At 54.5% G+C, this 14,046-nt stretch carries 13 protein-coding genes; 10 read left to right on the forward strand and 3 right to left on the reverse strand.

Going from position 1 to position 14,046, the window contains the following annotated elements:
• Positions 1-100: 100 nt before the first annotated feature.
• The 4 genes from HPC62_RS06900 to HPC62_RS06915 all read left to right on the forward strand — a co-directional run bounded on the left by HPC62_RS06900 (position 101) and on the right by HPC62_RS06915 (position 4,662).
• Complete coding sequence (locus HPC62_RS06900) at positions 101-841, forward strand: hypothetical protein (protein WP_172354345.1); 741 nt, start codon at positions 101-103, stop codon at positions 839-841.
• Positions 842-915: 74 nt separating this feature from the next.
• Positions 916-2,229: an NF041680 family putative transposase gene (locus HPC62_RS06905; RefSeq protein WP_172354346.1), complete on the forward strand. Its 1,314-nt coding sequence runs from the start codon at positions 916-918 to the stop codon at positions 2,227-2,229.
• Between the two features lie 136 nt (positions 2,230-2,365).
• Positions 2,366-3,415 (forward strand): iron uptake porin, encoded by a 1,050-nt coding sequence (locus HPC62_RS06910; RefSeq protein WP_390820341.1) that lies wholly within the window; start codon positions 2,366-2,368, stop codon positions 3,413-3,415.
• Between the two features lie 260 nt (positions 3,416-3,675).
• Complete coding sequence (locus HPC62_RS06915) at positions 3,676-4,662, forward strand: YihY/virulence factor BrkB family protein (RefSeq protein ID WP_225910614.1); 987 nt, start codon at positions 3,676-3,678, stop codon at positions 4,660-4,662.
• Positions 4,663-5,154: 492 nt separating this feature from the next.
• Here the strand turns inward: HPC62_RS06915 and HPC62_RS06920 are convergent, their stop codons facing one another.
• Complete coding sequence (locus HPC62_RS06920) at positions 5,155-5,463, reverse strand: Mo-dependent nitrogenase C-terminal domain-containing protein (RefSeq protein WP_172354347.1); 309 nt, start codon at positions 5,461-5,463, stop codon at positions 5,155-5,157.
• 40 nt (positions 5,464-5,503) lie between these two features.
• Positions 5,504-5,827 (reverse strand): hypothetical protein, encoded by a 324-nt coding sequence (locus HPC62_RS06925; protein WP_172354348.1) that lies wholly within the window; start codon positions 5,825-5,827, stop codon positions 5,504-5,506.
• A 53-nt stretch (positions 5,828-5,880) separates the two neighbouring features.
• On the opposite strand from HPC62_RS06925, the gene HPC62_RS06930 reads away from it, so the two are divergent.
• Together HPC62_RS06930 and HPC62_RS06935 are read left to right on the forward strand one after the other, a co-directional pair.
• Positions 5,881-6,042: a hypothetical protein gene (locus HPC62_RS06930; RefSeq protein ID WP_172354349.1), complete on the forward strand. Its 162-nt coding sequence runs from the start codon at positions 5,881-5,883 to the stop codon at positions 6,040-6,042.
• Positions 6,043-6,181: 139 nt separating this feature from the next.
• Positions 6,182-7,495 (forward strand): NF041680 family putative transposase, encoded by a 1,314-nt coding sequence (locus tag HPC62_RS06935; protein WP_172353244.1) that lies wholly within the window; start codon positions 6,182-6,184, stop codon positions 7,493-7,495.
• A 542-nt stretch (positions 7,496-8,037) separates the two neighbouring features.
• Here the strand turns inward: HPC62_RS06935 and HPC62_RS06940 are convergent.
• Complete coding sequence (locus HPC62_RS06940) at positions 8,038-8,859, reverse strand: ABC transporter ATP-binding protein (RefSeq protein WP_172354350.1); 822 nt, start codon at positions 8,857-8,859, stop codon at positions 8,038-8,040.
• A gap of 456 nt (positions 8,860-9,315) precedes the next feature.
• Between HPC62_RS06940 and HPC62_RS06945 the strand changes: the two genes are divergently transcribed.
• From HPC62_RS06945 to pcrA, 4 genes are all read left to right on the forward strand, one after another.
• Entirely contained in the window at positions 9,316-9,546 is a 231-nt protein-coding gene (locus HPC62_RS06945) for a hypothetical protein (protein WP_172354351.1), read from the forward strand.
• A gap of 229 nt (positions 9,547-9,775) precedes the next feature.
• Positions 9,776-10,732: an agmatinase gene (gene speB, locus HPC62_RS06950; protein WP_172354352.1), complete on the forward strand. Its 957-nt coding sequence runs from the start codon at positions 9,776-9,778 to the stop codon at positions 10,730-10,732.
• A gap of 216 nt (positions 10,733-10,948) precedes the next feature.
• A complete protein-coding gene (locus tag HPC62_RS06955; RefSeq protein WP_172354353.1) occupies positions 10,949-11,323 on the forward strand; it encodes a DUF2237 family protein in 375 nt (124 codons plus the stop codon).
• Between the two features lie 367 nt (positions 11,324-11,690).
• On the forward strand, positions 11,691-14,042 hold the full coding sequence (gene pcrA / locus HPC62_RS06960) for a DNA helicase PcrA (protein ID WP_172354354.1): 2,352 nt from the start codon (positions 11,691-11,693) through the stop codon (positions 14,040-14,042).
• Positions 14,043-14,046 lie beyond the last annotated feature (4 nt).

The following is a 14,046-nucleotide window of genomic DNA, read 5'->3' on the forward strand; positions in this document are numbered from 1 at the left end:
TAGATAGTAAGGCAACGTTTTACAGCGATGTCGTATTGGTATTCTTCGGGCTAACAATATCTTGATTTCTATCTTCTAAAACTCTTAGCTGTTGCTGTATATGGGGCTGAATCTCTACGTCTTGTCTGAAAATTCTCCTGATAATCAACATGTAGGTTGGTCAGTCAGTCAGAATCTAGAAGAAGTTCTATCCAGTGTTTTTAAGCCTGTCTTTCTCTACCCCACTCATAACCAGTCAATTCGGCTGGGTTCGCTGAAAGTTTCCGATCGCTATGTGTCTTTTACTCGACGATATCGGCATCGCCTGTTTCGCTCCTGGTATGAGTTAGAGCAGTTGCCCAGTTTGGATTCTGGGATAAATGTATTGCTTATTGTAGGGCTTGGGTCGCAGTTCCTACTGTCGATGCATACGCTCGGCCCTCTGCTGAAACGGTTTGATGTCAGAATTGGTTACCTGTTGGATGGGTTTAGCGCAAATCACCTCAATCCTGCCGCCATTTCTTGCCTGGACTATCTGTTTACAATCAGTCAGGATATGGCTGATTCTGTGAGAGAGACGCACGGCATTAATGCGATGTACTTGCCGCTTGCGACAAATACGTTGAGGGTGGAACTCAATCGGCAGCATCGCTGGATTGATATCTTGAGCTATGGTCGGCGAAATGAAGCGATCCATCGACAGCTTCATGCGCGATTTGGAGGAGCAGAGAGCGATCGCTTTTATTTGTATTCCACCTTTTCCAAGCCTGATCTGCTTGACCGAGGCGAGCATGTGATGCTCCATTCGAGGTTGCTCAATCATGCAAAAATCAGCCTTTGCTTTGACTTTAGTTTGGACTAATGGTGAAGAGGAAGGCAGTCAATGAGAAGCACCGACTGCCGTAAGGTCAATGAAGTACAACCAACATTGACCCCATGATTTTCAACGAACTTCAGCAATTTCGCCAAACGTTGTATGCCAGCTTGGGAAACGCCAGAGATGCCCTGTTTGATCTGATGGATGCCGTGTTAGTGAGTGCGTGCATCGTGTCGTTTGTGAGGCTATCGCAGAGTCCTGTCTTTCGTCGCCAGTGGTCGAGCACCTATGAAGCGTTGCGCGATAGCCGCCTACCCCGATCAAAGGTGCTGAAGCTGTTGGTGCAGCAGATACCGACTCAGCAGCAACCGTTGTTGGCAAGTGATGCGAGTCGGTGGAACCGTCCTGCTGCCAGGCGTTTGAAAGACCGCACCTTATCAGGCAGAACAGGACATGCCCCGATAGCCGGACAAAACTACAGTACCTTAGCCTGGATTGCTGAAGACAGGGGCAGTTGGGCATTACCATTGCGGCATGAGCGCATCACCAGCTTTGAAACACCCGCCAGTAAAGCGGCATTCCAACTCAAACAAGTGACTCGGCAGTTAGCGGTGCGTCCGTTGGCGATCTACGACCGAGGGTACGGCAATGCCAGTTTTGTCAACCAAACGGCAGGGATTGAGGCAGACTTGCTGCTGCGGGTTACATCCAATCGATGTGTCTATGGCGCGCCCCCAGCGTATCGAGGGCGAGGCGCACCTGCCAAGCATGGACATAAGATGAAACTCAATGACCCTGACACTTGGAGTGTCCCGGTCGAAACCGTTGAAGTCGATGATCCCAACTGGGGACGAGTGCGGGTCAGTCGTTGGAGTGCATACCATTTCCGCAAATCCCCCAAACGGGCAATGGAAGTGTTGCGCGTGGAGGTGCTGGAGACACAGAGCAGCACGCGACGCTTGGCTCCTTTGTGGTTAGTTTGGCTGGGTGAGCAGATGCCTCCGTTAGAAACCCTGTGGTTGCACTACCTCTGTCGCTTTGCCATTGAACACTGGTATCGCTTTGCCAAGCAGAGGCTATATTGGACACATCCCCAGTTCAGTTCTGTATCGGCAACCGAACAGTGGAGCAGCCTGATGCCGTTGCTCAGTTGGCAGTTGTGGTTAGCGCGAAAGGACTGTACTGACCACCCCTTGCCCTGGCAGGCACCGCAAGAAACGTTGACTCCGGGTCGGGTCGCACAAGCGTTTGCAGGCATTTTGGCAGCGATTGGCCCCCCTGCTCCTGCGCCTAAACCTCGTGGTAAATCGCCAGGACGAGGCAAGGGGCACAAGCCAACTCCTCGTCCCTGCTATCCGATGGTCAAAAAACGAGCCTCGAAACGCAAGACATCCGAACAATCCCTGAACAGTCCGGTTGCAACAGCAGCTTAACTGCGAGCAGGATTGTATCCAATTCCTTAAGTTCAACTGTTATGAACGGTTGAGCAGATTCTTTATGGCATCCTGTTGAGCATTATTGTGATGCCAGTTAGTCCAAACTAAAGTCAGCTACTACGTCAACCTGAACCTGAATACTTCCTTCACAGGACGCGATTCACTCGTCACGCAGCTTGCGGTTGGAAACGGCAACTCGCCTGCCAATGAGCTGGTGTCGTCTGGCTTTTTCAATAGCTGGGGGGTTCCTTTTACCGACCAAGGCGCTGGTACACCCAACAACGTCGTCGTGCGGGAACTGTTCTACTCATTCCCCATTGGCGACGCAGTACAGGTGGATATCGGCCCCCGCCTCAACTACTATCGCTATTTTGATGGCAACCGCTTTACCTTCTTCCAGACAGGTGCTTCTAGTTTCAACTCTTCGGGCAGCACCCTGCTGAGCGCCATCGACCGGGGCAGCGGCATTGTCATTCGGTGGAAAATTATTGACCCACTGCAACTCACTGTGGGCTATCTGGCCGAAAACGCTGAGTTCTTGAACCCTGCCCTTGGGTTCAATACGTCCAGTAATCCTGGTGATGGCCTGTTCAACAGCAGCAACATTATCACGGCTCAGCTTGCTTTCTCCCCATCCCGAAACTTCAACCTGCGTTTGCTCTATGCCCGCTCTAGCCTGAAGCCTTATAACGGCTTTATTGGCGGGGCCGTGGGTGAGCCAGTGCCCTACGGCTATATCGACGATGGCTTTGGTGGATTTTTGAATGATTCTGGCGCAGACACGCTGATGGCCAATTTTGACTGGCAGATTGCCGACTGGATTGGCTTGTTTGCCCGCTACTCTTGGGGACGGGTGGATGTGAACCCGGTCGCCCGCGAGGAAGGCCGACAGGTGCGGGTACAGTCCTTCCAGGTCGGTCTGGGCTTCCCTGATTTGTTCAAGCGGGGTGCGCTGGGCGTGATTTCGTTCCTGATTCCCCATGACTATTTGGCGGGTGAGCAGTTTTTGCTGTCGGGCGGCGGCGATGGGGGCACCCAGGCAGAGCTTGAGGTGTCTTATCGCTATCCTGTGAGCGACAACATCTCTCTGGTTCCGGCCTTTTATGCCATCTGGAACGCCAATAACTTCGACAGCAACCCGACTGTGTATGTCGGCAACCTGCGATTCCAGTTCTCGTTCTAGCGGTTTTCTAATTTCTTCCGTGAGTTTTTTCATGCACTGATGGACTGACCGCTTCGCTATTAGTTCGCTATTAGAGCGCTGTGGCAGGACAGTTCTACGAATCGGGTCTTTCCGAGCTTCCTGAAGTGGAAGCTTGTGGAGGTCCGTTTTTCTGTCCTCGGAGCGTCGCCATAAAGCCGTCTGCTAGGATAGGCTGCAAAATGTGAGGCTGTGAAGCGCAGACTCGCTATGATTTGAGCCGTAGCGTTTACGGAATTTCTGTGCCTGTTATTGCGCCTGCTATTGCGCCTGTCATTACAAACTTCATGCCCATCCCCCCCCGATTTTTCCAGTTTTTCACTCACCTGCGTCCGGCTGTGGTGCGCCGAGTCGCCCAGCGGGCCGCGGCTCATCGCCTGCCGGGTTTATCCGCAGAGATGGCCTACAACGCCATGCTGGCTTTGTTCCCAGCGATTTTGGCAATTTTAACGGCGATTGGCTTGTTTCAGCCGCTAAACACGACCTTTCTGCGCCTGATGGAGCAGGTCAGCGAAGTGGTGCCTGTGGAGGCGTGGCGGATTATCCAGTCTTTTACTGAGGAACTGAGTACCTCCCGCGATCGCACTCTATTCTCTCTCAGCTTTTTGGTGGCGATTTGGGCGGCATCGGGGGCGGCGAGTGCGGCTATGACCGCCCTGGATCAGATTCATCAAATTCCGCGCGATCGCCTCCGTCCCTTTTGGAAAGCCAAGCTTGTTTCTCTGGGGCTGACCGTTAGCGGATTGGTGCTGCTGATGCTGGCGCTGGCGATTGTGTTTATCGGGGATCTGCTGGTGCGCCAGGTGTCGATTCAGGCTCCTACGCTGCGACCCTGGCTGCTGACGCTATGGCAACTGCTGCCGCTGCCAGTGGCCCTCCTGCTGATTTCCCTGACATTTGCAGCGGTCTATCGCTTTGGCCCCAGCCGTTGGGACAAGCGGCGGCCCATTCTGCCGGGGGCGCTGCTGGCGGCAATTTTCTGGGCTGTGTTGTCCAATCTATTTCGGCTATACGTTGCAAATTTTGCCGACTATAACCGCGTCTATGGAGCAGTGGGTGCGGTGATTATTCTGCTGCTGTGGCTATATCTCACATCGCTGGTCATGCTGCTGGGGGACGAGATCAACGTCACCGTGGGCGAAGCGATGGAGCAATATGAGCAGCGGCGACAGCTACACTTCGAGGAAATGCGGGAAGAAATGCAGCGGAGCGCAGAGGTAAGAGATTAGCAGAGCCAGTTGCTCCTCTAGTGGCTCAGCCAGTGGCTTAGCCAATTGCTCAACCAATTGCTCAACCAAGGTTTATCCAGGTTGTTGATTTAAATCGCTGTTCGGATTGCTTGAATCGCCTCGTATCAGAAGTGTTGAACGCAATGTTAGCAGGGCAAGTTCATAGCTGAATCCAGTACAAAAGATCTATAATTCTGCCTGTAATGACCTACTTATTGCTTCCATTCTCAATAATCCGCCTCTTGAGAGTGCTTTTTGTAAAGTTTTACCATCAAGATTCAACACTTCTGGCCTCGTATAAGAAACCGAATTAAGAAACCAAAACCGAATTAGATCAGGCAAATCAGCAGCAGGAAGCCCAGAATGCCCAGGCTAGATTCCAGGAAAAAGGGAAATTCGGCTTTGGTTTGGGGGGTGGTGGGTTGCATAGTGAAACTCCGGGGTGAAGTGTTGGGAGATTGGGGGGGGGTTAACGTCTAGACGCTGTTCGACCTAGCAGTAGGCGCTGATGTCTTCGCCGCATTGATCGGCCAAATAGCACAGTGAGCGGAATCGCAGCCCGACAAACTGTTCGTATAGCGGGTTTAGCTTGCACAGGGGCGGAATGTGCCCGACTTTGCGACCTAGCACGATGATGTCGCGCTCGAAGGGGCACTGGGCGGGAATGAGCCGAGAAATGAAGTGGGCAGTTTGGCGATCGCGGATTTGCAGGTTATCCAGCCAGTTGCGGAGGGGCTGGAGCCACGAGGGGCGATCGCTACCTTGATGACTACCTTGATGAAGAGAGGATGTGGCGTTCATAGGACTCACAGGTTCGATGCAGTTCTCTACTGATTACTACTCAGTTCCATCCGCCAATTTCACGCAGCATTCGGTAAGAAATGATGAACTTTTCTGAGAAATCTTGATCCGATTGCCGAAAGCGGCTCTGAGAGAGCAGTTCTGCTGTTGGAATTGCCCTCATCTCAAGCTTAGGAAGCGCAACTTGGGGATCAATGAAGGAATTGAGAAGCTCTCTGAGAGTTGACTGAAGCTGAGGTGAATTTGTTGCTCGTTTGCCGTACTGTGGAGCAAGAATACCCATCGGCTGAGGCTGCTCAGAAGTTGTCCGCCCGACTTTTTCAGCAGATTTTTCAGCAGATTTTTCAGCAACCTGATTCAGCACCTTGAGATTCAGCGCCTCGAAATGTGCGCCGACGCTTGACGCAGGGAAATTCCATGACGCAGCTATCGCTTTCGGAAGACGAGATTCGCCAAGCCGCCACTGAAAAATCCTTTGAGCGGGGTGAGGACTATTACGACCAAGGTGCAGTTCTAGAGATCGTTCGGCGTGGGCGAACCGTTTATGCAGCGTTGGAGGAAAGCGAGGCTGATCCTTAGAGCTAATTTGTAAAGGAGCCTGAAAGCTTTGTTAATCAAGGATTTCCGACTTTAGTTTGGACTAATGGTGAAGAGGAAGGCAGTCAATGAGAAGCACCGACTGCCGTAAGGTCAATGAAGTACAACCAACATTGACCCCATGATTTTCAACGAACTTCAGCAATTTCGCCAAACGTTGTATGCCAGCTTGGGAAACGCCAGAGATGCCCTGTTTGATCTGATGGATGCCGTGTTAGTGAGTGCGTGCATCGTGTCGTTTGTGAGGCTATCGCAGAGTCCTGTCTTTCGTCGCCAGTGGTCGAGCACCTATGAAGCGTTGCGCGATAGCCGCCTACCCCGATCAAAGGTGCTGAAGCTGTTGGTGCAGCAGATACCGACTCAGCAGCAACCGTTGTTGGCAGGTGATGCGAGTCGGTGGAACCGTCCTGCTGCCAGGCGTTTGAAAGACCGCACCTTATCAGGCAGAACAGGACATGCCCCGATAGCCGGACAAAACTACAGTACCTTAGCCTGGATTGCTGAAGACAGGGGCAGTTGGGCATTACCATTGCGGCATGAGCGCATCACCAGCTTTGAAACACCCGCCAGTAAAGCGGCATTCCAACTCAAACAAGTGACTCGGCAGTTAGCGGTGCGTCCGTTGGCGATCTACGACCGAGGGTACGGCAATGCCAGTTTTGTCAACCAAACGGCAGGGATTGAGGCAGACTTGCTGCTGCGGGTTACATCCAATCGATGTGTCTATGGCGCGCCCCCAGCGTATCGAGGGCGAGGCGCACCTGCCAAGCATGGACATAAGATGAAACTCAATGACCCTGACACTTGGAGTGTCCCGGTCGAAACCGTTGAAGTCGATGATCCCAACTGGGGACGAGTGCGGGTCAGTCGTTGGAGTGCATACCATTTCCGCAAATCCCCCAAACGGGCAATGGAAGTGTTGCGCGTGGAGGTGCTGGAGACACAGAGCAGCACGCGACGCTTGGCTCCTTTGTGGTTAGTTTGGCTGGGTGAGCAGATGCCTCCGTTAGAAACCCTGTGGTTGCACTACCTCCGTCGCTTTGCCATTGAACACTGGTATCGCTTTGCCAAGCAGAGGCTATATTGGACACATCCCCAGTTCAGTTCTGTATCGGCAACCGAACAGTGGAGCAGCCTGATGCCGTTGCTCAGTTGGCAGTTGTGGTTAGCGCGAAAGGACTGTACTGACCACCCCTTGCCCTGGCAGGCACCGCAAGAAACGTTGACTCCGGGTCGGGTCGCACAAGCGTTTGCAGGCATTTTGGCAGCGATTGGCACCCCTGCTCCTGCGCCTAAACCTCGTGGTAAATCGCCAGGACGAGGCAAGGGGCACAAGCCAACTCCTCGTCCCTGCTATCCGATGGTCAAAAAACGAGCCTCGAAACGCAAGACATCCGAACAATCCCTGAACAGTCCGGTTGCAACAGCAGCTTAACTGCGAGCAGGATTGTATCCAATTCCTTAAGTTCAACTGTTATGAACGGTTGAGCAGATTCTTTATGGCATCCTGTTGAGCATTATTGTGATGCCAGTTAGTCCAAACTAAAGTTCAAAGCATCCAGCCCTGAATCATTTTTTGAAACGCTAGGACTTATGCAGTGGGACGAGTTCTCACGGGCTGCACCTGCGAGAGATCTTCCAAAATCCAGAAAACTGATCGCAAATGCGTCAATCCTGAACGTGCTGGATATGCGTTCGATAGCAAATGGCAGCGCCAAGTCGAGTCTTGTCGCGCTGCTTTGTTGCAGACCAGGAGCTTCAGTTTGACAGGACGCAGAGATTCAGCAGTGAAGCCTGGACTATATCAAACGGTGCGGCTGGGTCTTGCTTCATCCGGGCTGTCCAACGCTACCGTCTGGTGCTGCATCAGATCGGCCAAGACAGTAAAATACGCCCCGTTTCCGGCATTCCAGAAAAGGCTTGCTCTTGCCTGATAAACAGTATTCTGGGCCTGCCTCAAAGATTTCCTGAGATTTTCTACGCCTGAATTTGACCGTCTTCGAGATGGGCGATCGCATCTCCAAATTCCCTCACGCGGGGGTCGTGCGTGGCGATCAGCACGGTGCTGCCCTGCTCTCGCGCCAGCCGACAGAGCAACTCCATGACCTTGCGCCCGTTGGCCGAATCCAGCGCCGAAGTCGGCTCGTCGGCAATAATCAGGTCGGGGCGGCCCACCAGCGCCCGCGCCACGGCGACCCGCTGCTGCTGTCCGCCCGAAAGCTGCCGGGGCAAAACGTTTGCGCGGCTTTCTAGCCCTACGGCATCGAGGAGCGATCGCGCTTCGGTGCGGGCACTGGGGCCAAAAACTCCTTTGATATTCAGCGCCAGTTCCACATTTTCCAGCGCCGTCAGGCTGCGGAGCAGATTGTAATCCTGAAACACGATGCCGAGATGCCGATTGCGGAAGTGGGCCTGGGCGGCGCGGGACAACTGGGTCAGATTGGTGCCTAGCAGTTCGACCTGTCCTGCGGTGGGCGAGAGCAACCCTGCTACGACTTGCAGCAGCGTGGTTTTGCCTGCGCCTGCTGGGCCCATAATCAACTGCACTGAGCCACGGGGAATTTCTAGATTAATGTGCCGAAGCGCCTGAAACGGCTCTCCTTCGCTGCGAAAGACCAGATCGATGTCGCGCAGGGCGATCGCCACTGGAGAAGTCGCCACTGGAGAGGTCGCCACTGGAGAGGTCGCCACTGGAGAGGTTGCCACCTGAGGCGCGGCCAGCAGAGGGGCGATCGCAGTGCTATCTGCCCTGAAAAAAGGAGCTGACTCGGCAGCGGATTTGGCAAGTCGAAGCAGCATAACCCAGCTTTCCTTGTTGCGAATGAATCTGTGGTGAATAAACTGCCTGAATGCTCCCCACGCCCATATTCTCGCGAATTTACAAATTTCCAGCGCTAGCTCGTAATGAATCGTTGGGAGTTTGCAAACAGATTGTATGACCTGTTTTGTATTCTGCAACTCGTGTTTGCAATTTGCGTTTGCAATTTGCGTTTGCGATTTGCGTTTGCAAGGAGTGGCTGCAATCATCGCCCCTATGTAGCCGCCCTAAAAAGTACCCGATGGGGGAAGTGTGCCTGTTGGGGGGAATCGATAGGCTGAGAAGGCACGGGCTGTAGTGCTTTTGTGGTGAATTGTATTACATCTGGGTGCATTGAGAGCCGATCTTTTTAGCGCATTTTTTCTGGCGCATTTTTTCTGGCGCATTTTTTCTGGCGCTTTTTTTTGGTGCATTTATTTTTGAGAGGAATCTGACCCATGAAACGTGACTCTGGTGTGCGGCTCGGTGTGCAGCTTGGTGTGCGGTTTGGTGTCTGGCTCACCTACGCTGCTGCGGTTTTCATCAGTTTGCAAGGAGCGGCGATCGCCCGTCCGGTTCAGCTTGCCGCTCGACAGGATTCAGCGCAAACGGTGCAGCGGTCTGACCTGATTCGTCCTATTACGCCCATCGACCGGATTGACTTGCCAAGAGATACCTCGCGGCGCTAGGAGATGGCAGGGGGTTGAGGATCGCTCACTTCAGCCCTCCAAATACGCCAGCAACCTTTAATACCCGGCCTGTATCAGATCCGACCTGTATCAGAATAGAAGCAGGCTATAGGGGCGATCGCCCGAATTGCCTTGTCAGTGCCTTGCCATTGCCTTGCGAGTGCATGATTCAGTGCATTCTCCGGATGCTTTCGCTCTGGCCGTCTGTCTTCTACCTGCTGTTTTTCTCATGCCTTCTCTCAAACCGCCCCGCTATCAGCCTGCCAACTCGCTCGAATCGCCGCGTTTTTCGGGGGTTCGCACCTTTGCCCGACTGCCCTACGTGCAAGATCCGGCGGATGTAGATGTGGCCATTGTCGGGCTGCCGTTTGATACGGGAGCGACGTTCAAGGTGGGGGCGCGGTTTGGACCAGAGGCGGTGCGCGGTGCGTCGGCGCTGCTGCGGCCCTACAACCCTGAGCTAGACGTGATGGTATTTGAAACACTGTCCTGTGTGGACTACGGTGATGCGCCCGTGGTGCCGGGGTTTATTGAGGACAGCTTGGGGGCGATCGCCCGCACGATCCAACCTCTGGCCGAAGCGGGCGTGGTGACGCTCAGCATTGGCGGCGACCATAGCGTGGCGCTGGGGGAACTGCGGGCGCTGGCTGCGGCTCATGGGCCGCTGGCGCTGGTGCATTTCGACGCACACGGCGACTATTGGGACAGCTACTTTGGACATAAGTACACCCACGGCACGCCGTTTCGCCGCGCTGTGGAGGAAGGGCTAATCCTTCCCGAAGCCTCGGTGCAACTGGGAATGCGCGGCCCGCTCTACGATTCCGACGATCTGGATACGCCGCGCCACGCCGGGTTCACCGTGCTGACCACCACGCAACTGATGCACCACACGCCGGAGGAAATCGGGGCGCTGGTGCGGGAAAAAGTGGGCGATCGCAAGGCGTTTCTCTCCTTCGATGTGGACTTCTTTGACCCTGCCTTTGCCCCCGGCACGGGCACCCCCGAAGTCGGCGGGCCCACGAGCTTTCAGGGACTCGGCTATCTGCGAGCCTGCACGGGACTCACCTGGGTCGGCGGCGACGTGGTAGAAGTGCTGCCTGCGATGGATCATTCCCAGGTGACAGCCCACCTCGGCGCACAAATCGGCTACGAGTTCCTGTCGCTGGTGGCTCTGTCAAAGCGTTAGTTTGTCGGATTGGGTTCCGGTGTTCCGTCTTCTAATACGCCTTTAGGACTGCTGCCCCCTGCATGGCGCAACTCTCGCAGTCTGCTCCGCTTGTGTTGCCTGATTGACGCTAGTTTCTACAACCCGTAGGCTACAAAAGGGTAGCGGTGTCGCTGTTGCCGTTTGCAGTCTTTGAATTTAGCGGATTTAGCGCAGAGTTTAACGCGAGAGGAATTCATGGCAGACGCAAGAAATGTACTGGGCAGCAAGCTGGAGGTTTGCTCGATTTCGCCGATGACGGGTTTCTATCGGGATGGTTGTTGCAGCACGGGGGCGGGCGATTTTGGGGCCCATGTCGTGTGCGCTGAGGTGACTCAGGAATTCCTCGACTACACCAAAGCCCAAGGCAATGACCTGTGTACGCCCATGCCTGCCTACGGGTTTCCTGGCCTCAAACCGGGCGATCGCTGGTGTCTCTGTGCTTCCCGCTGGAAAGAAGCGCTGGATGCTGGCGTTGCGCCGCCGGTCGTGCTAGCTGCGACTCATGCTTCGGCGCTGGAGTATGTGTCGATGGCCGAGTTGGAGAAACATGCGCTGGACTTGGCGGGGTGATGGGGCGTTTGGCTGGTATTGATTTTGGATTTTGGATTTGCAATTTTGGATTTGCGATTCTGAATTTTGGGCGATCAGGGAAGTCTTATTGGGGCTTGCGGCAGCTTCACTTGTCGCGCCATTGGGGGAGTTGGCGCTAGGGGCGATCGCCCGCACCCAAACCTGAAGCTTCTGCCCCTGAAGTTTCTACAATGAAGTTTCGCGGAAGTTTCACGAATCGGGTCAGAATGGTTAATCATTAAATACCTCAGAAAATGCGTCAGATCGACGGGTGAAAGACATTGGGGTCTTGGATTTAACCCCTGCTCCATCCCGACATTCCCTCACCTCCAGCATTCCGCGCTCCCTGTTCCCCCTCCCTCACCCCATGCCCAAAACCGCCGACTTCCTCGCCCACCTCAATCCGTCCCAGCGCCGTGCCGTCGAGCATTACTGTGGACCGCTGCTGGTGGTGGCGGGCGCTGGCTCTGGCAAAACGCGGGCGCTGACCTACCGCATCGCCAACTTGGTGCTGACCCATCGGGTAGACCCCGAAAATATTCTGGCGGTGACGTTTACCAACAAAGCCGCCCGCGAAATGAAGGAGCGGATTGAAAAGCTGTTTGCCGAGCGCGAGGCCCAGAGCAAGCACGGTAAACCCCTGGAGGCACTGCCCGAACATGAGCAAACGCGGCTGAAGTCTTTTGTTTATAAAACGATTACCAAAGACCTGTGGATCGGTACGTTTCACGCGCTCTGTTCCCGCATTTTGCGATTTGACATTGAAAAGTTTCGGCATCCTGGTGGCTATTCCTGGAACCGCAATTTTTCCATCTTTGACGAATCCGACGCGCAGGCATTGGTGAAGGATATTGTCATCAATCAGCTCAATCTAGATGACAAGAAATTTGATCCGCGCTCGGTCCGTTACGCCATTAGCAATGCCAAAAACCAGGGCTGGTCGCCCGCTGATTTGGAACGGGAACAGCCCAACTTTCGCGGCCGGACGATCGCCAATGTGTATGCTGAATATCAAAAAGCACTCGCCGCAAATAACGCGCTTGACTTCGACGATTTGATCCTGATCCCCGTCCAGCTATTCCGCCAAAATGAACAGGTTTTGGCATACTGGCACAAACGCTTCAGACACATCCTGGTGGATGAGTATCAGGATACAAACCGCACGCAGTATGACCTGATTCGACTATTGGTGACGAACGGCGAAGAGACGGAAAATTTCAAAGACTGGGAATACCGCTCTGTATTTGTTGTGGGCGATGCGGACCAGTCGATTTATTCCTTTAGAGCAGCGGATTTTCGGATTTTGCTGGAGTTTCAGGACGATTTTGGCGATGGGCTGCCGGATGACGACACGCGGACGATGGTAAAGCTGGAGGAAAACTATCGCTCGACGGCGAACATTCTGGAAGCGGCTAATGAGCTAATTGAAAACAACACCGAGCGGATCGACAAGGTGCTGCGGGCGACGCGGGGCGCGGGCGAGTCAATCTTTCTGTTTCGGGCGGAAGACGAAACCGATGAGGCGCGATTCGTGATCGACCAGATCCGCCAACTGGAGCAAAATAACCCGGAGTTGCACTGGGGCAGTTTTGCAATTCTCTATCGCACGAACGCGCAGTCGCGGGCGTTTGAGGAATTTTTAGGGCGCTACGGCATTCCCTACAACATCGTCGGCGGGCTGCGGTTCTATGACCGCAAGGAAATTAAGGATGTGCTGGGGTATTTGAGGGCGATCGCCAATCCGCAAGACACCGTGAGCCTCAAGCGCGTTATCAACACGCCCCGGCGCGGCATCGGCAAGACCACGATCGATCGGCTGGAGTCTGCTGCCCGCGACCTCGATCGCACGCTCTGGGAGGTATTGACCGATGAAACCCTAGTCAGCACGCTGGCGGGGCGCTCTGCCAAGGCGGTCAGCGGCTTTACCAACACTATCCAGACCTGGCAAGCGAAGCTGGAAGACACGCCGCCCGCGGAAATCGTGCAGGGGGTGCTAGAGGATTCGGGCTATGTAGCAGACCTGAAGGCGCAAGGCACGAACGAAGCGGACGATCGCCTGCAAAACGTGCAGGAACTCTATAACGCGGTGCTGCAATTTGAGGAAGAGAACGAAGGCGCGACGCTACTGATGTTTCTGGCCAATGCGTCCCTCGCCTCTGACCTGGACAATACGAAGGAAGACCAGCGCCAGGTGTCGCTGATGACGCTGCATTCGTCCAAAGGACTGGAGTTTCCCGTGGTGTTCCTCGTTGGCGTAGAGCAGGGCCTGTTTCCCAACTTCCGCTCGATGGAAGACCCCGCCTCGCTGGAGGAAGAGCGCCGCCTCTGCTACGTCGGCATTACCCGCGCCAAGGAGCGTTTGTTCATCAGCTATGCCCGTGAGCGGCGACTATATGGCACGCGGGAACCCGCCGCACCATCGCTGTTTTTGGCAGAACTGCCCAAAGAACTGCTGCTAACCAGCGCGGTGGGCGCATTGCCCAAGAAACTGGCAACCCCCATCCGCGAGGTGAAGGCGAAGCGGGCCCAGGAAAGCTTGCTCAACACCCACGCGGATGATTGGAAAGTGGGCGATCGCGTCGTTCACAAAGCCTACGGCGCGGGCCAGGTGACTCACATCTTCGGCGCAGGCAACAAAATCTGCCTTGCTATCAAGTTTCCGGGGCAGGGGCAGAAGATCATTGACCCGAAGATCACAACCTTGCAGCGAGTGATTTAATCCC

The sequence above is a fragment of the Thermoleptolyngbya sichuanensis A183 genome, from assembly GCF_013177315.1.
Taxonomy (GTDB): Bacteria; Cyanobacteriota; Cyanobacteriia; order Elainellales; family Elainellaceae; genus Thermoleptolyngbya; species Thermoleptolyngbya sichuanensis.